Annotated in this window: 19 protein-coding genes; 8 read left to right on the top strand and 11 right to left on the bottom strand. The window is 71.3% G+C overall.

Features of this window, described 5'->3' with window-relative positions:
* Positions 1 to 16: 16 nt before the first annotated feature.
* From LB823_RS08460 to LB823_RS08450, 3 genes are read left to right on the top strand one after another with little or no spacing between them, the layout of a single operon-like run.
* Positions 17 to 841, top strand: coding sequence for an aldo/keto reductase (locus tag LB823_RS08460; protein WP_224646446.1), 825 nt, complete (start codon positions 17 to 19; stop codon positions 839 to 841).
* Positions 842 to 888: 47 nt separating this feature from the next.
* Complete coding sequence (locus LB823_RS08455) at positions 889 to 1,902, top strand: aldo/keto reductase (RefSeq protein WP_224646444.1); 1,014 nt, start codon at positions 889 to 891, stop codon at positions 1,900 to 1,902.
* A gap of 21 nt (positions 1,903 to 1,923) precedes the next feature.
* Positions 1,924 to 2,346, top strand: a complete 423-nt coding sequence (locus LB823_RS08450) for an SRPBCC family protein (RefSeq protein ID WP_224646442.1) — start codon at positions 1,924 to 1,926, stop codon at positions 2,344 to 2,346.
* 7 nt (positions 2,347 to 2,353) lie between these two features.
* On the opposite strand, the gene LB823_RS08445 is transcribed toward LB823_RS08450, so the two are convergent.
* The 3 genes from LB823_RS08445 to LB823_RS08435 are packed head-to-tail and all read right to left on the bottom strand — an operon-like array spanning position 2,354 to position 5,851.
* Positions 2,354 to 3,283 carry a cation diffusion facilitator family transporter gene (locus tag LB823_RS08445; protein WP_224646441.1) on the bottom strand — a complete coding sequence of 310 codons (930 nt, stop codon included), beginning with the start codon at positions 3,281 to 3,283 and terminating at the stop codon, positions 2,354 to 2,356.
* 9 nt (positions 3,284 to 3,292) lie between these two features.
* The gene (lepA, locus tag LB823_RS08440) at positions 3,293 to 5,161 is read right to left on the bottom strand and encodes a translation elongation factor 4 (protein ID WP_224646439.1); all 1,869 of its coding nucleotides are present in this window, start codon (positions 5,159 to 5,161) and stop codon (positions 3,293 to 3,295) included.
* A 48-nt stretch (positions 5,162 to 5,209) separates the two neighbouring features.
* The gene (locus LB823_RS08435) at positions 5,210 to 5,851 is read right to left on the bottom strand and encodes an N-acetyltransferase (RefSeq protein ID WP_224646437.1); all 642 of its coding nucleotides are present in this window, start codon (positions 5,849 to 5,851) and stop codon (positions 5,210 to 5,212) included.
* A gap of 66 nt (positions 5,852 to 5,917) precedes the next feature.
* Here LB823_RS08435 and betT point away from each other — a divergent pair, with 66 nt between their 5' ends.
* Genes betT through LB823_RS08420 form a run of 3 tightly spaced genes read left to right on the top strand, consistent with a single transcriptional unit; the run spans position 5,918 to position 11,172 of the window.
* Positions 5,918 to 8,077, top strand: coding sequence for a choline BCCT transporter BetT (gene betT, locus LB823_RS08430; RefSeq protein ID WP_224646436.1), 2,160 nt, complete (start codon positions 5,918 to 5,920; stop codon positions 8,075 to 8,077).
* Positions 8,074 to 9,588 carry an aldehyde dehydrogenase family protein gene (locus LB823_RS08425; RefSeq protein WP_224646434.1) on the top strand — a complete coding sequence of 505 codons (1,515 nt, stop codon included), beginning with the start codon at positions 8,074 to 8,076 and terminating at the stop codon, positions 9,586 to 9,588. The genes betT and LB823_RS08425 overlap by 4 nt, the downstream gene beginning before the upstream one ends.
* Complete coding sequence (locus LB823_RS08420) at positions 9,589 to 11,172, top strand: GMC family oxidoreductase (RefSeq protein WP_224646431.1); 1,584 nt, start codon at positions 9,589 to 9,591, stop codon at positions 11,170 to 11,172.
* Positions 11,173 to 11,182: 10 nt separating this feature from the next.
* Here LB823_RS08420 and LB823_RS08415 read toward each other — a convergent pair whose 3' ends face one another.
* Positions 11,183 to 12,133 carry an RNA polymerase subunit sigma-70 gene (locus LB823_RS08415; RefSeq protein ID WP_224646430.1) on the bottom strand — a complete coding sequence of 317 codons (951 nt, stop codon included), beginning with the start codon at positions 12,131 to 12,133 and terminating at the stop codon, positions 11,183 to 11,185.
* Between the two features lie 8 nt (positions 12,134 to 12,141).
* Positions 12,142 to 12,753 (bottom strand): maleylpyruvate isomerase family mycothiol-dependent enzyme, encoded by a 612-nt coding sequence (locus LB823_RS08410; protein ID WP_224646428.1) that lies wholly within the window; start codon positions 12,751 to 12,753, stop codon positions 12,142 to 12,144.
* Between the two features lie 106 nt (positions 12,754 to 12,859).
* Here LB823_RS08410 and LB823_RS08405 point away from each other — a divergent pair, with 106 nt between their 5' ends.
* Positions 12,860 to 13,474 carry a type II toxin-antitoxin system PemK/MazF family toxin gene (locus tag LB823_RS08405; RefSeq protein WP_224646426.1) on the top strand — a complete coding sequence of 205 codons (615 nt, stop codon included), beginning with the start codon at positions 12,860 to 12,862 and terminating at the stop codon, positions 13,472 to 13,474.
* 1 nt (position 13,475) lies between these two features.
* On the opposite strand, the gene LB823_RS08400 is transcribed toward LB823_RS08405, so the two are convergent.
* From LB823_RS08400 to LB823_RS08380, 5 genes are all read right to left on the bottom strand, one after another.
* Complete coding sequence (locus LB823_RS08400) at positions 13,476 to 14,162, bottom strand: type 1 glutamine amidotransferase domain-containing protein (protein WP_224646424.1); 687 nt, start codon at positions 14,160 to 14,162, stop codon at positions 13,476 to 13,478.
* 96 nt (positions 14,163 to 14,258) lie between these two features.
* A complete protein-coding gene (locus LB823_RS08395) occupies positions 14,259 to 16,754 on the bottom strand; it encodes an excinuclease ABC subunit UvrA (protein ID WP_224646422.1) in 2,496 nt (831 codons plus the stop codon).
* A gap of 13 nt (positions 16,755 to 16,767) precedes the next feature.
* Positions 16,768 to 17,610 (bottom strand): transglutaminase family protein, encoded by an 843-nt coding sequence (locus LB823_RS08390; RefSeq protein WP_224646419.1) that lies wholly within the window; start codon positions 17,608 to 17,610, stop codon positions 16,768 to 16,770.
* Complete coding sequence (locus LB823_RS08385; RefSeq protein WP_224646418.1) at positions 17,607 to 18,590, bottom strand: alpha-E domain-containing protein; 984 nt, start codon at positions 18,588 to 18,590, stop codon at positions 17,607 to 17,609. The genes LB823_RS08390 and LB823_RS08385 overlap by 4 nt, the downstream gene beginning before the upstream one ends.
* Positions 18,577 to 20,112 (bottom strand): circularly permuted type 2 ATP-grasp protein, encoded by a 1,536-nt coding sequence (locus tag LB823_RS08380; RefSeq protein WP_224646543.1) that lies wholly within the window; start codon positions 20,110 to 20,112, stop codon positions 18,577 to 18,579. Before LB823_RS08380 ends, LB823_RS08385 begins: the two co-directional genes overlap by 14 nt.
* A 307-nt stretch (positions 20,113 to 20,419) precedes the next feature.
* On the opposite strand from LB823_RS08380, the gene rpsT reads away from it, so the two are divergent.
* On the top strand, positions 20,420 to 20,680 hold the full coding sequence (rpsT, locus tag LB823_RS08375) for a 30S ribosomal protein S20 (RefSeq protein ID WP_224646417.1): 261 nt from the start codon (positions 20,420 to 20,422) through the stop codon (positions 20,678 to 20,680).
* A gap of 145 nt (positions 20,681 to 20,825) precedes the next feature.
* On the opposite strand, the gene holA is transcribed toward rpsT, so the two are convergent.
* On the bottom strand, positions 20,826 to 21,700 hold an 875-nt coding region (holA, locus tag LB823_RS08370; protein WP_224646416.1), incomplete at its 5' end, for a DNA polymerase III subunit delta.

The raw sequence follows: 21,700 nt of genomic DNA, 5'->3' as shown, positions 1-21,700 counted from the left end.
ACCGAGGAGAACCCCCATGACCACCATCCCGACCGTCACGCTCAACGACGGCGTCCTCATGCCCCACGTCGGCTTCGGCGTCTTCCAGGTACCGGACGACGAGGCCCAGCGCGCCGTCGAGGCGGCCCTCGAGGCCGGCTACCGCAGCATCGACACCGCCATGATCTACGGCAACGAGGCCGGCGTGGGTCGCGCCCTCGCCGCCGCGGCGATCCCCCGCGAGGAGCTCTTCATCACCACCAAGCTGTGGGTCGCGGACCTCGGCGCGGACCGGGCGCGCCCCGCACTCGAGGCGAGCCTCGAGCGGCTCGGGCTCGACCAGGTCGACCTGTACCTCATCCACTGGCCGGCGCCGGCCACCGACGCGTACCTCGACACCTGGCGCGAGCTGCAGGAGCTCCGCGGCGCGGGCACCCGGTCCATCGGGGTCTCCAACTTCCTGCCCGAGCACCTCGACCGGATCGCCGGGCTCGGCGGGATCCTGCCCGCCGTCAACCAGATCGAACTGCACCCGGCCCTGCAGAACCGCGCGACGACGGCCGCGAACCGCCGCCTCGGCATCGCGACCGAGGCCTGGAGCCCGCTCGCCCAGGGCGCGGCCCTGGACTCGCCCGCGGTCACCGCCGCCGCGGCGCGCCACGGCGTCACGCCGGCGCAGGTGGTGCTGCGCTGGCACCTGCAGCACGGCACCGTCGTCATCCCGAAGTCGGTGACGCCCAGCCGCATCGCGGCGAACCTCGACCTGTTCGGCTTCACGCTCGACGACACCGAGATCGCCGCCATCGACGCGCTGGAGGCCGACGGCCGCACCGGCCCGCACCCGGCCGCCTTCAACGGCTGAATCCCCCACCTTCCGACACCCGAACACTCGAACACCCGAAAGGCATCATGAGCTTCCACGATCTTCTCCGGAGCCCGCTCGGCTTCGGCACCGCCCCGATGGGCAACATGTTCCGCGCCATCCCCGACGAGGAGGCCCGCGCCACCCTCGATTCGGCCTGGGACCAGGGCGTCCGTTACTACGACACCGCTCCCTTCTACGGGGCGGGGCTCGCCGAGATCCGCCTCGGCGAGATGCTCTCGCAGCACGACCGGGACGACTACGTCCTCTCCACGAAGGTGGGGCGGGTGATCCTCGACGACGTCGAGGACACCTCCGCGCGCGACCTGGGCGAGAAGGGCGGCCTCTTCGAGCACGGCCTCCCGAACCGGATGGTCGACGACTACAGCGCCGACGCCACTAAGCGATCGATCGAGGACAGCCTCACCCGCATGGGCGTGGACCGGATCGACACCGTCTGGGTGCACGACATCGCGCAGGACTTCCACGGCGACGACTGGCTGCACCACTTCGAGATCGCGCGCACCGGGGCGTTCCGCGTCCTGCAGGACCTGCGGGAGCAGGGCGTCATCACCACGTGGGGCCTGGGTGTCAACAAGGTCGAGCCGATCGAGCTCACCCTTGCCCTGGACGAGCCGCGCCCCGACGCGTTCCTCCTCGCAGGCCGGTACACGCTGCTCGACCACCGCGCCGCGCTCTCCCGCCTGCTGCCACTGGCGGAGGAACAGGGCGTGAGCATGGTGGTCGGAGGCCCGTACAGCTCCGGAGTCCTCGCGGGCGGCACCACCTTCGAGTACCAGCAGGCACCCGACCATGTCCTCGAGCGCGTCACCCGCCTCCGCGCGCTGACCGACCGCCACGGCATCCCGATCAAGGCCGCCGCACTCCAGTTCTCCCTCGCGCATCCGGTCTCTGCCGCCGTCATCCCCGGGGCGAGTCGCCCCTCGCGGATCGCCGAGGACGTCGCCGCGCTCGCGACGACGGTTCCCGACGCCTTCTGGGCGGACCTCCGAGCCTCGGGACTCGTGGACGCCGCGGCACCGCTCCCCGGCGGACACTGATCTCCTCGAAAGGAACACATCATGGCATCGATCTCCCTGAGCCGCACCGTCTCCGCCGCACCCGACGTCGTCTGGAACCTCATCGGCGGATTCGGCTCCCTCCCGGACTGGCTCCCGTTCATCACCGCGAGCACACTCGAGCGCGGTGGCCGGGTACGACGGCTCACGACCGCTGACGGCGGCGTCGTCACCGAGGAATTGACCTCCTTCGACGCCGCCCGGCGGTCCTACAGCTACACGATCGTCGACTCGCCCTTCCCGGTGAGCGCCTACGATTCCACGATTCGGGTGCATTCGATCCCGAGCCGTCCCGACGAGGCCGAAGTCCAGTGGTCGGGCAGGTTCTTCCCCGGCACGGGGACCGAGGCCGAGCTCGAGACCCTGTTCGCGGGCATCTACCGCGACGGGCTGGAAGCATTGAGCGGCACCATCGACGGGCGCTGACTCCGGGTCAGTTCAGGCGCCAGTCCTCGTAGGCCCGAGGATCGCCGATCGGCTCGACGTGGATCGTGGTGCGCAGGTCCGCGAACTGATCCGCCAGTTCCTGCTCCACCTGTTCCGACAGGTCGTGCGCGCGCTCCACGGTCCACTCCCCGGGGACCAGCATGTGCATCTGCGCGAACCGCTCGTGCCCGGATTCCCGGGTCCGGACGTCGTGGAACTCGATGCCGTCGGCGCGGTGCCGGTCGAGCACCTCGTCGAGGCGCGCCCGGTCCTCGTCGGGCATGGCCGCGTCCATGAGGCCCGCACCCGAGCCCAGGACGAGGCGGACGCCCACGACGAGGATGTTCACCGCGACGGCGATGGCGATGAGCGGGTCGAGCGGCAGCCAGCCGGTGAGCGCCACCAGGAGCACGCCGGCGATCACGCCGACCGTGGTCCAGACGTCGGTGAGGAGGTGCTTGCCGTCGGCCTGCAGCGCCAGGGACCGATGTGCCCGGCCCACCCGGAGCAGGTACAGGCCGACGGCTCCGTTGATGGCCGTGGCCAGGACGGAGATCGCGAGGCCCGTCCCCACCTGCTCGAGTTCCTGCGGGTGGAACAGGCGGTTGACCGCGGAGACGATGATGACCCCGGCCGCGACCACGATCATCACGCCCTCGAGCACCGCCGAGAAGTACTCGGCCTTGGTGTGCCCGAAGTTGTGGCCGCGGTCGGCGGGCCGGGCGGCCACCTTGAGCGCCACGTAGGCCGCGATCGCGGCCACGAGGTTCACCGAGGACTCGGCGGCGTCCGACAACAGGCCGACCGAGCCGGTCAGCCGCCAGGCGAGGACCTTGAGCCCGATGGTGAGTACGCCGGCGGCGACCGCCACCAGCGCGTACTTCGACAGGTCCGGGCGGAGCGGGGCCTTCGGCCCGTGATCGTGCCCACCGCCCATGACCGGCCCCTACTTCCCCTTGGGCTTGTCGGCCGAGGAGTCGGACGACAGCGCTGCCACGAAGGCCTCCTGCGGCACGTCGACCCGACCGATCGTCTTCATGCGCTTCTTGCCCTCCTTCTGCTTCTCGAGCAGCTTGCGCTTACGGCTGATGTCGCCGCCGTAGCACTTGGCGAGCACGTCCTTGCGGATGGCGCGGATGTTCTCGCGGGCGATGATCTTCGAGCCGATCGCGGCCTGCACCGGCACCTCGAACTGCTGGCGCGGGATGAGTTCCTTGAGCTTGACGGTCATCTTGTTGCCGTAGGCCTGGGCGCCGTCGCGGTGCACGATCGCGCTGAACGCGTCGACGGCCTCGCCCTGCAGCAGGATGTCGACCTTGACCAGATCGGACTGCTGCTCGCCGGCCTCCTCGTAGTCCAGCGAGGCGTAGCCGCGGGTCCGCGACTTCAGCGAGTCGAAGAAGTCGAAGATGATCTCCGCCATCGGCAGCGTGTAGCGCAGCTCGACGCGGCTCTCCGACAGGTAGTCCATGCCGCCGAGCTCGCCGCGCCGCGACTGGCACAGCTCCATGATCGTGCCGACGAACTCGCTCGGCGCGATGATCGTGGTCTTGGTGATCGGCTCGTAGGTCTCGCGCAGCTTGCCGTCGGGCCAGTCCGACGGGTTGGTGACGATCAGCTCCTTGCCGTCCTCGCCGACCACGCGGTAAACGACGTTGGGCGCCGTGGAGATCAGGTCGAGGCCGAACTCGCGCTGCAGCCGCTCGCGGGTGATCTCCATGTGCAGCAGCCCGAGGAAGCCGCAGCGGAAGCCGAAGCCGAGCGCCACGGAGGTCTCCGGCTCGTAGGTCAGCGCGGCGTCGTTGAGCTGCAGCTTGTCCAGCGCCTCACGCAGCGCCGGGTAGTCCGATCCGTCCACCGGGTAGAGGCCCGAGTAGACCATCGGCCGGGGCTCCTCGTAGCCCGTCAGCGGCTCCTCGGCGCCCTTGCGCGCGGTGGTCACGGTGTCGCCGACCTTCGACTGGCGCACGTCCTTCACGCCGGTGATGAGGTAGCCCACCTCGCCCACGCCCAGGCCCTTCGAGGGCTTCGGCTCGGGCGAGACGATGCCGACCTCGAGCAGTTCGTGGGTGGCGCCCGTCGACATCATCTGGATCTTCTCGCGCGGGACGATCTTCCCGTCGACCACGCGGATGTAGGTGACGACGCCGCGGTAGGTGTCGTAGACGGAGTCGAAGATCATCGCGCGGGCGGGCGCGTCGGCGTCGCCGACGGGCGGCGGGACCTTCTCGATCACGCGGTCGAGCAGGGCGTCGACGCCGACGCCGGTCTTGCCCGAGACCCGCAGCACGTCCTCCGGCTCGCAGCCGGTGATGTGCGCGATCTCCTCGGCGTAGCGATCGGGATCGGCGGCGGGGAGGTCGATCTTGTTGAGGACCGGGATGATCTCCAGGTCCTTGTCCATCGCCAGGTACAGGTTCGCCAGCGTCTGCGCCTCGATGCCCTGCGCGGCGTCGACCAGGAGGATCGCGCCCTCGCAGGCCTCCAGGGCGCGGGAGACCTCGTAGGTGAAGTCCACGTGGCCCGGCGTGTCGATCATGTGCAGGACGTACTCCTCGTCGGAGCCGTCCTCTCCCTTGACCGTCCACGGCAACCGCACGTTCTGCGCCTTGATGGTGATGCCGCGCTCGCGCTCGATGTCCATCCGGTCGAGGTACTGCGCCCGCATGGCGCGCTCCTCGACCACACCCGTGAGCTGCAGCATCCGGTCGGCCAGGGTCGACTTGCCGTGGTCGATGTGCGCGATGATGCAGAAGTTACGGATCCGGGCGGGATCCGTGAAGGTGGTATCGGCGAAGCTGGGAATCGGTCTCACTCCTCGGGCGGCTGGCCGGGTTCCCGGCACACGTCACCTGTCAGTTTCTCATGCCGCCGGACAAGGCCGCACCATGGTGAGCTGGTGGACCCGGGCGCCGCGGTACCGCACGCCCGGCACCGTCGGGCTGGTGCCGTGCGGGACGAACCCGCAGCGCTCGAAGAACCGCACCGCACGGACGTTCTCTACGAGCGTCTGCAGGTGGCAGCCGGCGCCGTTCAGGGCCTCGGTCCACGCCTCCATGAGTCCGTACGCCGCGCCGGTCCCCCGCGCCTCCGGCGCGACGTCGATGTGCAGGTGGGCGGGCCAGCGCTCGTCCTTCAGCTCTCCCGAGGCCGACGGTTCGCGGCGGCACACCGTCGCGAGGTCCAGCGCGGCGCGCCCGAGGAATCGCGCCGTCGCCGGACGCAGCAGCACGGCCGGGCTACGGAGCGCGGCGACCAGCCGGTCGTCTTCCGAGGGCAGGGACGACCTCGGAGGGCAGCCCGTGAGATAGCCGACGAGCGCCCCGTCGCGCTCGGCGACGAACAGCGATTCCGGGCAGTGCTCGATGTAGGGGTCCAGGTAGACGGCCCTCTCCGACGCCGGGTGCCGCCACAGTTCCCCCGACGGCGAGCCCGCGCCGGCGCGCACGAACAGAGCACGCAGGGCGGCCGCGTCGGCGGCGCGATAGGCGCGGATCACCGTCACCGCGGCGCGTCCGGGTAATGACCGACCTCGTCCGGTTTCACGCCCACCACGGTAACGTCGAACGATATGAGTGATTCTGAATCCTCACGAATATCGAAACCAGTAGAGAACACACCGACACCGACGAGCTCCTTGAACCACCGAGTCTTCTTCGCCGCCGCGGGCTCGGTCCTCGCCCTCGCCCTGTGGGCACTCGCCTCTCCCGAGACCGCGGAGAGCGTGATCAGCGGCGTGGTCGACTTCATCACCACCTGGTTCGGCTGGTGGTACTTCCTCCTGGCGACGGGCATCGTCGGCGTGGTCGTCTTCATCGGCCTGAGCCGCTACGGCACCTACCGCCTCGGTCCCGAGGAATCGCGCCCCGAGTACAGCCTCTTCACCTGGACGTCGATGCTCTTCGCGGCGGGCATCGGCATCGACCTGATGTTCTTCTCCGTGGCCGAGCCGGTGAGCCACTACATGAATCCGCCCGTCGGGACCGGGGAGACCAACCACGCCGCGCGCGAGGCGGTGACGTGGACCGTCTTCCACTACGGCATCACCGGCTGGGCGATGTACGCCCTCATGGGCGGGGCGCTGGCGTACTTCGCCTTCCGGCACAACCTGCCGCTCACGATCCGCGCGGCGCTCTACCCGATCCTCGGCAAGCGCGTGCACGGCCGGCTCGGCGACGCGGTCGACGTGGCTGCCGTGCTCGGCACCATCTTCGGCATCGCGACGTCGCTCGGCATCGGCATCGTGCAGCTCAACTACGGGCTCAACACGCTGTTCGGCATACCGCAGGGCAAGGCCGCGCAGATCGGGCTCATCGTGCTGTCGGTCATCGTCGCGACGATCTCGGCGACGTCCGGCGTCGACAAGGGCATCCGCCGGCTCAGCGAGCTCAACGTGATCCTCGCGATCCTGATGCTGGTGTACATCCTCGTCGCCGGGAAGTCCGACTTCCTGCTCAACGCCCTGGTGCAGAACACCGGCGACTACGTCTCGACCTTCCTCGATCGCACGATGGACACCTTCGCGTGGGGCCAGGTGAACCCCGAGGTCCCGGGCAACGACCCGTCGGGCTGGCTCGACGCGTGGACGCTGTTCTTCTGGGCGTGGTGGGTGGCGTGGGCGCCGTTCGTGGGCCTGTTCCTCGCGCGGATCTCGCGCGGCCGCACCCTGCGCCAATTCGTGTTCGGCGTGCTGGTGGTCCCGTTCAGCTTCATCCTGGTGTGGATCTCGGTGTTCGGGAACAGCGCCCTCGATGTGGCCCGCGGCGACAAGGGCTTCGCGGAGGCCACCGCGTCGACACCCGAGGTGGGCTTCTACTCGCTGCTCGAGAAGTACCCCGGCGCACCGCTGCTCCTGGCGATCGCCACCATCACCGGGCTGCTGTTCTACGTCACCAGCGCCGACTCCGGCTCCCTGGTGATGGGCAACTTCACCAGCAAGCTCGACGACCCGATGGCGGACTGCGCGCGGAGCACCCGCATCTTCTGGTCCTTCGCGATCGGCCTGCTCACGCTAGCGATGCTGTTCGCCGGCAACGAGGGATCGATCGTGACGCTGCAGAAGGCGACCATCATCATGGGCCTGCCCTTCTCCTTCGTGCTCGCCCTGGTGGGCATCGCGCTGCTGCGGGCGCTGCACACCGAGTCCTACAAACACGACAGCTACCGCACCGCGCTGCCGAAGTCGCTCGCGGCCGGGCGCAGCGGCGGAGAGCCGGGCAGCTGGCGTCGCCGGCTCCTCGCGACGGTCCAGTACCCGGGCCGCGCCGCGACGCTGCGCTTCCTCGAGAACTCGGTGGCGCCCGCGATGCGCGACGTGGCAGCCGAATTCGCCGCCGAGGGCGTCTCCGCCACGATCGACGAGTCCGGCCGCAGTGAGTCGCTCCCCTCCCCCACGCTCAAGGTCGACCTGGCCGGCGAGCCGCACTTCGAGTACTGCGTGTGGCCGGTCTCGGCGCCGGCGCCGAGCTACGCGATCCTCGCGCAGCGCTCCGACGACCGCTACTTCCGCTGCGAGGTCTATCTCGCCGAGGGCTCGCAGGGGTACACGCTGGGCGGCTACACCCGTGAGCAGATCATCGGCGACATCCTCGACCAGTACGAGCGACACCTCGGCTACCTGCACCTGCGGCGCGCCGCTGGCGACCATCACGACGGCCACGACGAATCCGCCGTCACCCGCACCGATCCCGACGCCGACGCGTCCACGGAAACCGAAGGGACACCCGCATGACCGAACCCACCCTGTTCATCGACGGCGCCTGGCGCCACAGCGAGGGCGGCGGCACCCGCACGATCGTCTGCCCCGCCGACGGCTCCGAGGCCGGCGTCGTCGACGAGGCGACCGCCGCCGACACCGAGGCCGCGATCGCCGCGGCGCGTCGGGCCTTCGACACCGGCCCCTGGCCGCTCACCTCCGCCGCGGAGCGCGGCGATCTGCTGCTGCGCGTCGCCGACGCGATCGACCGCCGCCGCGACGAGTTCGCGCGCGCCGAGACCGCCGACACCGGCAAGCGGCTGTACGAGTCCGAGCTCGACATGGCCGACATCGCCGCCTGCTTCCGCTATTTCGGCAAGCTCGCCGGCCAGGACAGCGGGCGCATCGTGGACGCCGGCTCCGCCGACGTCGCCTCGCAGATCGTCTACGAGCCGGTCGGCGTGTGCGCGATGATCACCCCCTGGAACTACCCGCTGTTGCAGGCCGCGTGGAAGGTCGCGCCGGCGCTGGCGGCCGGGGACACGTTCGTGCTCAAGCCCTCCGAGCTCACCCCGCACACCTCGATCCTGCTGATGAAGGTGCTGCAGGAGGTGGGCCTGCCCGACGGCGTGGCCAACCTCGTCCTCGGCGCCGGAGCGCAGGCCGGCGCGCCGTTGTCCACGCATCCCGACGTCGACCTCGTATCGTTCACGGGCGGCCTCGTGACGGGCCGCCTCATCGCCGCGAACGCCTCCGGGACCGTGAAGAAGGTGGCGCTCGAGCTGGGCGGCAAGAACCCCAACGTGATCTTCGCCGACGCCTGCGCCACGCCGGAAGGCCTCGCGGCCGCGGTGGACAACGCGCTCAATGCCGCCTTCCTGCACTCGGGCCAGGTGTGCTCCGCGGGCGCGCGCCTCGTGGTCGAGGAGTCCGTGCACGACGCCTTCGTCGACGAGCTCGTCCGCCGCGCCGAGGGCATCCGGCAGGGCCTGCCCTACACCGAGGGCACCGAGACCGGGCCGCTGATCTCCGCCGCGCACCGCGACAAGGTGCACGCCTACGTCGAGAAGGCCCGCGAGGACGGTGCGGTGGTCCGCACGGGCGGCGCCTTCGCCACGGGCGACCAGGGCTCGGGTTCTCTGGACGCGGGCTTCTTCTACCTCCCGACGGTGCTGGACCAGTGCGATCCGTCGATGGCCTGCGTGCACGACGAGGCCTTCGGGCCCACCGTCACCGTCGAAACCTTCACGACCGAGGACGAGGCCGTGGCCATCGCCAATGACACCGAGTACGGCCTCGCGGGCGCCGTGTGGTCGGCGGACGGCGGTCGGGCCAAGCGGGTGGCGCGCCGGCTGCGGCACGGCACCGTCTGGATCAACGACTTCGGCCCGTACCTCCCCCAGGCGGAGTGGGGAGGATTCGGCGCATCGGGCATCGGGCGCGAGCTCGGGCCCACCGGCCTCGGCGAGTACCTCGAGGCCAAGCACGTGTACGAGAACCTGCGGCCGTCCGTGACCGGATGGTTCGCCGAGCGGAAGGACGCCTAAGTGAGCGCTGAGGACGCACGGGACGAGGACGTCTTCGACTACGTGGTGGTGGGTGCCGGATCGGCCGGGGCCGCGGTCGCCGCGCGCCTGTCGGAGGACCCGACGGTGACGGTCTGCCTGCTGGAGGCGGGACCGTCGGACGTGGGCGACGAGGCGATCCTGCAACTGGACCGGTGGATGGAGCTGCTGGAGTCGGGGTACGACTGGGACTACCCCATCGAGCCGCAGGAGAACGGGAACTCCTTCATGCGGCACGCCCGCGCGAAGGTGCTGGGCGGCTGCAGTTCCCACAACAGCTGCATCGCCTTCTGGGCGCCGCGCGAGGACCTGGACTCCTGGGAGCGCGACCACGGCGCCGCCGGGTGGGGCGCCGATTCGGTGTACCGCTTGTACCCGAAGATCGAGACCAACGACGCCCCCGGCGAGCACCACGGCCGGTCCGGGCCCGTGCACATCATGTCCGTGCCGCCGAAGGACCCGTGCGGCGTCGCCCTGCTGGATTCCTGCGAGGAGGTGGGCATCCCGCGGGCCGAGTTCAACACCGGGACGACGGTGACCAACGGCGCCGGCTTCTTCCAGATCAACCGCCGGGCCGACGGGACGCGTTCGTCCTCGTCGGTGAGCTACCTGCACCCCGTGCTGGACCGGGAGAACCTCACGATCCGCACCGGCGCGTGGGCGAAGAAGGTCGTCTTCGACACGAGCGGCGGAACGCCCCGCGCGACGGGCGTGGACATCACGGACAACGCCTTCGGCCGCACCACGTTCGTGGCCGCGCGCCGCGAGGTGATCGTCAGCGCGGGCGCGATCGATTCGCCGAAGCTGCTCATGCTCTCGGGGATCGGCCCCGCGGATCACCTGCGCGAGACCGGCGTCGACGTGCTCGTCGACTCCCCCGGCGTCGGCGCGCACCTGCAGGACCACCCGGAGGGCGTGATCGGCTTCGAGACCTCGCAGCCGATGGTGCGCGAGTCGACCCAGTGGTGGGAGATCGGCATCTTCACCCCCACCGAGTACGGCCTCGACCGGCCGGACCTGATGATGCACTACGGCAGCGTGCCCTTCGACATGCACACGCTGCGCCAGGGCTACCCCACGGCGGAGAACACCTTCTGCCTCACGCCGAACGTCACGCACGCGCGCTCGCGCGGCACCGTCCGGCTGCGGTCGCGGGACTTCCGGGACAAGCCCAAGGTGGACCCGCGGTACTTCACCGACCCCGAGGGGCATGACATGAAGGTGATGATCGCGGGCATCCGGAAGGCGCGGGAGATCGCGGAGGCGGGACCGCTCAAGGACTGGATCGAGCGGGAGCTGTACCCCGGCCCGGGCGCGCAGACCGACGCCGAGCTCGCCGACTACATCCGGCGCACGCACAACACCGTCTACCACCCGGTGGGGACCGTGCGCATGGGTGCGGCCGACGACCCGATGTCGCCCGTGGACCCCGAGCTGCGGGTCAAGGGCACCGCGGGCCTGCGGGTGGCGGACGCGTCCGTCTTCCCCGAGCACACCACGGTCAACCCCAACATCACCGTGATGCTGGTGGGCGAGCGGTGTGCGGAGCTCGTCTCGGGCGGCTGACCTTCGGCCGCTACAGGCGGGCCGGGAGGCCGAAGGCCTCGAACCGGTCCGCCTGGTCGAGGCACGTGGTCACCCGGGTGATGCGGGCACCGTCGGACTCGAGGACGACGAGGGCGAACGGGCGCATCCCGTCCTCGTCGCCGGGCGCGTACTGCCCGAACGCCGGGCAGCCGTTCGCGGTCGTCGCGACGAGACGGTGCCCGACGCAGGCGTCGCCCGAGCCGAACAGCGCCGCGTAGTCGTCGGCGCCCCGCAGCCAGAAGGCGACGGGCGGCATGGAGAAGACGACGTCCTCGGCGAGCAGAGCGGCGAGTCCGGCCACGTCGTGCCGCTCGAAGGCGCGGACGAAACCGTCGAGCAGCCGCTGGTCCACGTCGGGAGCCGGGACGTCCGACGGTGCCGGCTCCGCCCCCGCGAGCACCTTCCGGGCGCGCTGCAGCGACGAGTGCGCCGCGGCCGCGCTGATCCCCAGCATCGACGCGGTCTCGGCGGCGCTGTGCCGGTAGACGTCGCGCAGGACGAGCACCGCGCGCTGCGACGGCGTGAGGTGCTGCAGCGCCGCGACGAAGGCCATCCGGATGGTCTCGTGCCGCTCGGCGGCAGCGGCCGGATCGCCGCCGGCGTCCGGCAGGGGCGTCACCCAACTGCCGGGCCGCAACTCCGCGAAGGCCTGGTCCCCCGCGCCGTTCCGCTCCGACAGGTCCGTCGGGAGTGCCTTGCGCGGAGCGGCGCGGAGCAGGTCGATGCAGTACCGGGACGCGATCGCGTACGCCCAGGTCCGCACGCTCGCGCGCGCCGGATCGTAGGTCGCCCGCGTACGCCACAGCCGCAGGAGCACCTCCTGCGCGGCGTCCTCGGCGCCCGCCCCGTCGCCGATCATCCGATAGCAGTAGCGGACCAGCTCGGGGCGCAGCTCGCCGAGGAGTCCCTCGTCGATCACCGCCTCGTCGACTTCCGCCACAGCCGCGATCATCCCACGACGGCGGGGTCCGGGACCGGACGTCGGCCCGTCGCGATCAGGACGATCGTGGCCGTCGGCAACGGGATCTCCTGCGGGCCGTCACCGAGGACCAGGTCGGAGTCGACGGCGGTCAGGCGCAGGCCGGTGAGGTCGACGCCGAAGAAGGCGAGGCCCTCCGCGGTCGAGCCGGCGACCGTCGCCGCGAGCACCTCGGGCGCCGGGCCGGGCAGGCCCAGCGGGACCGTGATGTCGAGCCCGTGGATCACCTCGTGGGCGAGCGCGCCCTGCGTCGCGCCGGGCCCCGGCGTCCACCGGCTCGCGACGCGCGCCTGCTGGATCGCCAGCAGCTCGGCGTCGGAGTAGCGGGCGACGTCGTCGCGGGCGGTGCGGTCGACCGCGGCGTTGATGTCGCCGCCCGCCTCGGCGAGCGCGGCGCCGAACTGCTCCTGCGTCTGGGTATCGGTCATGTTCAGGTGCGCGACCACCTCGCGGACGCGCCAGCCCGCACACAGCGAGGCGGCGGCCCACTGCGTCGGAGTGAGGGCCGCGAGCAGCGCGGCCATCCGGGTGCGCTCGGCGACGGTGGCGTCGTACAGGTCGGTGTCGGTGCGGATGGTCATGGCGGTCTCCTGTGCTCGGAACGGGTCGTCACAGGTACATACGAGCGGGACCGCCGGAATTCGTCGCGCGAGCGACCATCGGCGGTCCGGGCTTATCCTGAGGGGTATGGCGAACGACTTCACCCGCTTCGCGGCCGTGGCGGCCAAGCTCGCACGCGAGCACGGCCCCCGCCTCGCCGCGCAGGTCGTGAACAGTCCCCCGGTCCGCGCCGGCCGGGACGCGATCACCCAGGTGGTCACGCAGACCGTGAACCAGGCGCTCGGGCTGGAGGCGCCGGCGGAGCCCAAGGAGTTCACGCCGGGCCGGCCCGTGACCCGCACGTTCACCCCGACCGCACTGATGGCGCGCGGCGTCTTCTACGCCCCGCAGCTCGACGGGCAGGCCGACCCGGGCGAGATCGTGTGGACCTGGGTGGAGTTCGAGGAGACGACGGGGCCGAACGCCGGCCAGGGCAAGGACCGGCCGGTGCTCGTGGTGGGACGCTCGGTGAACAGCCTGCTCGGGCTCATGCTGTCCAGCCAGGAGCGCCACATGGGCGATCCGGACTGGGTGGGCATCGGGTCCGGCCCCTGGGACACCGATCAGCGGCCCTCCTGGGTGCGGCTCGACCGCGTCCTCGACGTGCCGGAGGACGGCATCCGTCGCGAGGGCGCCGTGCTGGACCGGCGGCGCTTCGAGTCCGTCGCGCAGCGCCTGCGCGACGAGTACGGCTGGAGCTGAGTCAGCCCAGCACCTCGACGACCTTGCGCGCGGTCGCCTTCGCGGAGCCGGGGTTCTGGCCGGTGACGAGGTTGCCGTCGGAGATCGCGTACGAGACGAACGGGAGCCTGGCCTTCTCGTAGAGCGCGCCCCGCTTCTTCATCTCGTCCTCGGCGTTGTACGGGACCAGCTTGTCGACGCGGGCGAGCACCTCCTCCTGCCACGCGAAACCCGTCACCTTCCGGCCTGCGACGAGGTACTCGCCGTTCGAGAGCCTGGTGTTGAGCAGCCCGCAGTAGCCGTGGCAGACGGAGGAGACGACGCCGCCGCGCTCGAAGATCTCGCGGCTGATCCGCTGCAGCCCCTCGCTGTCCGGGAAGTCGTACATCACGGCGTGGCCGCCGGTGAAGAAGATCGCTTCGAACTCCGCGGAGTCGATCTCGTCCGGGCTCTTCGTGCTCGTCAGCAGGGCCATCCGCGACGGGTCCGCGCGCCAGGCCTTCGCCGTCCTGTCGTAGTTCGGGAACTTCAGCGACCGCGGCTCGAGCGGCACCTCCCCGCCCTGCGGGCTCACGAGCACCTGCTCGAAACCCGCCTCCTCGAAGACGTGCCACGCGTGCGTGAGCTCGGAGAGCCACAACCCGGTCCGGTGCGACGGGTCGTCGTAGTGGCCGACGTTGGTGACGACGGTGAGGATGCGCTTCGGCATGGTGGGGCTCCCTGCGAACGACTGCGGTTAACGCTGCTTACATTAGCGCGTCCGGCTCATGTAAGCAACGCATACATCGCGCGCGCGTTCCGGCGCTCAGGTACTCAGGTGCTCCCGCAGGAACCGTCCCGTCACGCTCACCCGTGACGCGGCCACCTCGTCGGGCGTGCCCTCCGCGACGACGGTGCCGCCCGCGGCCCCGCCGCCCGGGCCCAGGTCGATCACGTGGTCGGCGTTCGCGATCATGTCGAGGTCGTGCTCGACGACGATCACGGTCGCGCCGCGGTCGACGAGCCGCTGCAGCACGTCGAGCAGCACGCGGACGTCGCGCGGGTGCAGGCCCACCGACGGCTCGTCGAGTACGAAGACCGCGTCAGACTGGTCGCGGCCCAGCTCCCCCGCGAGCTTGAGCCGCTGCGCCTCGCCGCCGGAGAGGGCCGGGGTCGCCTCGCCGAGCGTGAGGTAGCCGAGGCCGAGGTCGGCCAGGGTGCGCAGCTTCTTCGCGATCCGCGGCACCGGCACGACCTCGGCGGCCTCGCGGACGCTGAGCGCCAACAGGTCCGGGAGGGCGAGCCCGTCGGGTTCCGGCCACCGCACCGACGCGGCCTCGGGCGCGTACCGTCGGCCCAGGCAGGCCGGGCATTCGATGTCGACGTCCGGCAGGAATTGCACGTCGAGCGAGACCTGGCCCGTGCCGTCGCACCGCGGGCAGCGCAGCGCGCCCGTGTTGTACGAGAACGCGCCGGCCTTGAGGTCCGCGGACTTCGCGGCGGCGGTCTTCGCGTACTCGCGCCGCAGGTCGTCGAGCACGCCGCTGTAGGTGGCGACCGTCGAGCGCACGTTGACGCCGATGGGCGTGGCGTCCACGAGGTTCACGCGGCCGAGGCCCGGTGCGTCGAGCGCGGTGACGTGCGGCGGCAGGGGCTCGCCCGCGGCCGCCGCGGTGAGCGCGGGGACCAGGCCCTCCAGCACCAGCGTCGACTTGCCGGATCCGGAGACCCCGGTGACCGCCGTGACCCGCCCGACGGGGACGTCGACGGCGAGGGCGTGCACGGTGTGGATCGGCGCGGTCTCCAGGTGGATCCGGCCGCGCGCGAAGATCTCGTCGTCGGGTGTGCGGGGCCTGGTGCGGACGGGTTCGCGGCCGGCCAGGAAGGGACCGAGGACGGACGCGCCGTCGGCCTCGATCTCGGCGACGGTGCCCTGCGCGAGGAGGCGTCCGCCCTCGGCGCCCGAGCCGGGGCCGATCTCGATGAGGTGCTCGGCCTCGCGCAGCACGTCGAGGTCGTGGTCGACGACGATCACGGAGTTCCCGTCCCGCAACAGGTCCCGGACCACGCCGAGCAGTCCCTCCACGTTGGCGGGGTGCAGCCCGACCGACGGCTCGTCGAGTACGTAGAGCACCCCGGTCGTGCGGTTGCGGACCGCCCGCGCGAGCTGCACTCGCTGTCGCTCGCCCGTGGAGAGCGTCGCCGCGGCGCGGTCCAGGCCGAGGTAGCCGAGACCGAGCTCCAGGAGTCGCCGGGCGATCGTCTCGAGGGTGTCGACGAGGATCGCCGCCATCGCGCGCATGTCCGCCGGAAGGGGCCCGACGGTGCCGGGCGCCCACGTCACGACCTCGTCGAGCGTCATGGCGCTGACGTCGGCGAGGCCGAGGCCGCCGATCCGCGGCGCCCGAGCCCCGGGGCCGAGCCGGGTGCCGTCGCAGTCGCCGCACGGGCCCGCGTGCACGAACCGGTTGACCCGCCCGAGGCCCGCCTCCGTGGTCGCCTTGTCGAGCGCCTCCTGCACGGCGGCGTTCGCGCTGCGGTAGGTGAAGTTGACCTCGAAGAGCTTGCCGTTCTTGCTGGAAACCGCGACCTTGCGCTTCTCGGCGGGGCCGTGCAGCACGATCTCGCGCTCGGCGTCGGTCAGCTCGACGTACGGCACGTCGATGCGGACCCCGAGGTCGGCGACGACCTGCGGCATGAACGAGAAGCCGAACATCGACCAGGGCGCGACGGCACCGTCGGCGATCGTCTTCGACGGGTCCGGCACCAGCGCGGCCCCGTCGATCGCGCGGACGACGCCCGTGCCCGAGCAGGTGGGGCAGGCGCCGTCGGAGTTGAAGGCCAGCGCCTCCGCGCCGGGCGGGGAGAAGACGGCGCCGCACTGCGGGCAGGTGAGGTCGAGGCCGGCGGCGACGTCGATGGTCGGGTCGAGGTAGTGGCCGTTCGGGCAGCGGTGGGAGGCGAGGCGGGAGAACATGAGCCGCAGCACGTTCAGCAGCTCCGTGCTGGTACCGAAGGTGCTCCGGACGCCTGGGACGCCGGGCCGCTGCCGCAACGCGAGCGCCGCGGGGACGTGCTCCACGGAGTCGACGGCGGCGCGGGGCGCCTGCGCCATGCGGCGGCGCGTGTACGTCGACAGCGCCTCCAGGTAGCGGCGCGAGCCCTCGGCGTAGAGCACGCCCATGGCCAGCGAGGACTTGCCGCTGCCGGAGACGCCGGCGATCGCGACGAGGCGGCGCAGCGGCACGTCGACGTCGAGGGAGCGCAGGTTGTGCACCCGCGCCCCGCGGACTGCGATCCACAGCGGGGTGTCGTCGGTCATGCGCAGCGAATCATCATGCGAGGCGGGTGATCTCCACGACCACGTCGAGGTCGGACGCGCCACCGCCCGCGATCACGCCGCGCAGGGGCGGAACGTCGGCGTAGTCGCGGCCCACACCGACCGAGACGTGCCGCTCGCCGATGGGGACGTCGTTGGTGGGGTCGTAGCCGCGCCACTGCCCCGTCCACGCCTCGATCCAGGCGTGCGACTCCCCCGCCACCGTCGACCCGACCTCCGCGTCGCGCTGCGGGTGCAGGTACCCCGAGACGTACCGGGCGGGAATGCCGACGCTGCGCAGCAGGAGCAGCGTGAGGTGCGCGTAGTCCTGGCACACGCCCTTGCGCTCGTCCCATGCGTCGATCGCCGACGAGTGCACGCCCGTCGTGCCGGGCACGTAGTCCAGCTCCTCGTGCACCCAGCGGCACACCGCGAGCACGGCCTCGTCGAGCTCCAGATCCTTGACCAGCTTCTTGGCCTGCGCCGTGAGCTTGCGGTGCTTGGGCACGTAGTCGGTGTAGCTGAGCAGCTCGTCGAACCGGTCGCGCACGCGGTCGGTCGCGAGCTCGTCCCAGCCGACCACATCGCCGGTGTCGTCGGCGGCCTCGGTCTCCACGACGGAGGCGCCGGTGACCTCGAGCGCGGTGTGCGGGGCGTGCAGGTCGAAGGCGGTGACCGCGGTTCCCCAGTAGTCGGTGTACCGGTAGGCGCGGGTGGCGGGCACCGTCTCCACGCGGTTGAGGATGACATTCTGCCGTTGGTCGCTGCGCGGCGTCAGGCGGGCCTCGTTGTACGACGAGGTGACCGGCGCGTTGTAGCCGAAACCGGTGGAGTGCACGACTCGAAGACGCCAGCTCACAGCTCCCCCTCCAGGATGGTGTCGATGTCGCCCCGGGCGCGGGCGTCGGTCCACGCGACGTAGGGCGTCACGTGGAAGTAGCGGGCGGTGACCGCCTCGCCGGCGGCCTGCCCGAGCTCCTGCAGCGCGAGGAGCCGCCGCTGCAGGTCCTCGAGGAGTTCGCCGGGGGCGAGGAACTCGAGCTCGCCGCGGGCGCGGCCGAGGAGGCGCTGCGCCTCCGTGCGGGTGCCGAGACGGCCCTCACGCCCGCCCTCGATGGCGCCCAGGCAGTCCTCCGCCGTGGTGAGCGCGTGGATCACCGACCGCGGGAACAGCCGGTCGACGAGGATGAACTCGACCACGCGAGTGGCGTCGAGCACGCCGCGGTGCGTGCGCAGGTACGTGTCGTGGGCGCCCGTCGCGCGGAGCACCGTGACCCACGTGGGGGCGTTCGCCCGGTCGCCGGCGCGCGAGAGGAGCAGGCGCACCGCCATGTCCATCCGCTCGATGGAGCGCCCCAGGAGCAGGAAGCGGTAGCCCTCGTCGCGCGAGAGCGTCGAATCGGTGAGGCCGGAGAACATCGCCGCGCGGTTCTTGATGTAGTTGAGGAACTCGTGCGGGCCGAGCCGACGGGCCGCGCGCTCGCGCTCGGCGAGGCCGTTGTACGTGGAGTTGAGGCACTCCCACATCTCGGAGCTCGTGACCTCCCGTGCGCCGCGGGCGTTCTCGCGGGCGGAGGCGACGGTGGCGGCGATCGAACCACTGCCCGGGTCGCGGTTGTAGGCGACGACCTCGGTGACCGAGCGCAGGTCGAGCGGCTGGTCGGCCGGCGGCTCGGGGATGCCGAGGACGCGGACGAGCTGGCGGGAGACCCGGTCCTCGTCGACGGTGGCGTCCTCGAGGAACTGGTGCACGGTCACGTCGAGCATGCGGGCGGTGTCGTCGGCGCGTTCGGCGTACCGTCCGATCCAGTACAGCGCCTCCGCGTTACGGGCGAGCATCACGGACCTCCTCTCGAGCCTGCTGCTGTTGTTGGTCCTGCGAGCTGAGCTCGGGGCCGAGCTCCACCTGCTGCTGTTCGGCGAGGTCCCGGCTCGGGACCACCTCCACGCCTTCGAGTTCCGCCTCGGCGGCGGAGGACCGGGCCGCGAGGACCCAGGTGTCCTTGGAGCCGCCGCCCTGGCTCGAGTTCACGACGAGGGAGCCCTCGGGCAGCGCGACGCGGGTGAGGCCGCCGGGCAGAACCCAGACGTCGTCGCCGTCGTTGACCGCGAACGGCCGCAGGTCGACGTGGCGCGGGCGGGCCTGCTCGCCGATCTTGGTCGGCACCGTCGACAACTGCATGACCGGCTGCGCGATCCAGCCGCGCGGATCCGCGACGACCTTGCGGCGGATGGTCGCGAGCTCCTTCTCGCTCGCGTCGGGGCCGAAGACGATGCCGTAGCCGCCCGAGCCCTCGACGGGCTTGATGACGAGCTCGTCGATGCGGTCGAGCACCTCCTCGCACTCGTCGTCGAGCCAGCAGCGCAGGGTGTCGACGTTCTGCAGCAGCGGCTTCTCACCGAGGTAGTAGTCGATGATGTCGGGCACGTAGGTGTAGGTCAGCTTGTCGTCGGCGACGCCGTTACCGACCGCGGAGCTGATCACCACATTGCCGGCGCGGGCGGCGTTGAGCAGGCCCGCGACGCCGAGCACCGAGTTCGGGAGGAACTGCATCGGGTCGAGGAACTCGTCGTCGATGCGGCGGTAGATCACGTCGACCTGCTGCTCGCCGCTCGTCGTGCGCATGTAGACCACGTTGTCGCGGCAGAAGAGGTCCCGCCCCTCGACCAACTCGACGCCCATCTGCCGGGCGAGCAGCGAGTGCTCGAAGTAGGCCGAGTTGGCCATGCCCGGGGTGAGCACGACGACCGTCGGGTCGGCCTCGTTGGAGGCGGCGGAGCGGCGCAGCGCGCGCAGCAGGTGGGAGCTGTAGTCGGCGACGGCGCGCACGCGGTGCCGCTGGAACAGGTCGGGGAAGACCTGCGCCATGGTCCGGCGGTTCTCCATGACGTAGCTCACGCCCGACGGGGACCGCAGGTTGTCCTCCAGGACGCGGAACGTGCCCTCGGCGTCCCGGATCAGGTCGATGCCGGCGACGTGGATGCGCACTCCGTTGGGCGGGCGGATGCCCGCGGCCTGCCGGTGGAAGTGGGCGCAGGAGGTGACCAGCCGCTTGGGGACGACGCCGTCGCGCAGGATCTCCTGCTCCGAGTAGATGTCGTCGAGGAACATCTCCAGCGCCTGCACGCGCTGCTTGATGCCCTTCTCGAGACGGTTCCACTCCGCGGCCGCGATGACGCGGGGCACGAGATCCAGCGGGAAGGGCCGCTCGCGGCCCTCCAGCGAGAAGGTGATGCCCTGGTCGATGAAGGCGGCGCCGAGCGCGTCGACCCGGGCCGCCAGGTCCGACTCGTCGGCCGACGAGAGGGCGCCGAAGATCCGCTTGTACGGGGTGCGAACGGTGCCGTCGTCGGCGAACATCTCGTCGAACGCCCGCCCGAACGACGGTGCGTCGTCGTAGCCGGCGAAGAGGGGCGCCTCGTCGGACAGTCGGGGTGCGGCGGCCTGCTTCCGGGTCGCGGACTTGGCCTGTTTCTGCGGGGTCACCCGGCCATCGTGCCGCACCAGCGCCGTTTCGGCAGCGCTCTCGTTCACGGCGTGGCAATGTTGATGTCGAGCACCGTTCCCGCAGGCGGTGCCGCGATTTGGGTTGTGTCCGGGCCGCTGGTAACCTGGTACGTCGGCAGTCATCACCGGCTGCCCTTTCGAGACAAGAGAGTTTGAACGCGTGGCCAACATCAAGTCCCAGATCAAGCGGATCAAGACCAACGAGCGCAACCGTCTGCGCAACCAGTCGGCGAAGTCGTCGCTGCGTACCGCCATCCGCCACTTCCGCGAGGCCATCGACTCCGGGGACAAGGCCAAGGCCGGCGAGCTCCTCGTGAGCACCAGCCGCCAGCTCGACAAGGCCGCCAGCGCCGGCGTCATCCACGCCAACCAGGCCGCCAACAAGAAGTCGGCGCTCTCCCTGGCTCTCAACAAGCTCTGATCTTCCGCTAGACGCGCGTATCACCGCGCCGCACCACCCCCCGGCACCACGCGGGCCGGGACTGGTACGGCGCGGTTTTCGCGTATCCGGGTGCGGGCACCGTTCGACGGTGCCTTCCTCCCGCCCCGCCGCTCAGGCGCCGGGTTCAGCCCGCGAGGGTGGCGACCTTGCGGACCGCGATCTCCAGCGCGTAGTCCGGGTCCGCGGCCTGGCCCTTCACGTCGGCGTTCGCGGCGGCGACGGCCTGCAGCGCCCCGGCGACGTTCTCGGCGCGCCACCGTCGCGCCACCTGCGTCATCTTCTTCACCTTCCACGGCGCCATGCCCAGCTCCCCCGCGTCCCGGTACTGGTCGGGGGTGCGCCCCAGGCCGCGGATCCGCGCGACGGAGTGCACCGCGTCCGCGAGCGCGTCGGCGATGAGCACGTGCGGCGTGCCGCGGTGCTGGGCCCAGCGCAGCGCCTCCAGCGCGGCCGCGACCTGCCCGGCGACGGCCTTGTCGGCGATCTCGAAGCCGGTGACCTCGGCGCGACCCGCGTAATAGCGGTGTACCGCGGCCAGGTCCACCCTGCCGCCCGTGTCCGAGACGAGCTGCGCGATCGCCGCGGCGAGCTCCCGCAGGTCCTTGCCGACGGAATCCACCAGCAGGTCCACCAGCTCGTCGGAGACGCGCACCTTCTGCGCCCGGAACTCCGACTTGGCGAAGTCCGCCCGGTCGCGCGCGGACGTGATCGTGGGCACCTCGACCAGCTCCGCGCCGGCCTTCTTCAGCGCGGCGACCATGGCCTTCGCCCGGCCGCCGCCGCTGTGCTCGATCACCAGGGTGATGCCGTCCGGCGGGTTCTTCGCCGCCTCGACGATGAGGTCGACGGGGGCCTTGCCCGCCTCACCCGCGGACTCGAGGACGACGATGCGCTCCTCGGCGAACAGCGACGGGCTCAGCAGCTCCACCAGCTCGGACTGGTCCACGTCACCGGCGCGGATCCGGGTGACCGGCACGGCGTCACCCGCCCCGCCCGGGA

It is taken from the genome of Tsukamurella sp. M9C (genome assembly GCF_020169415.1).
GTDB lineage: Bacteria > Actinomycetota > Actinomycetes > Mycobacteriales > Mycobacteriaceae > Tsukamurella.
This window is presented reverse-complemented; position numbering and strand designations above follow the sequence as displayed.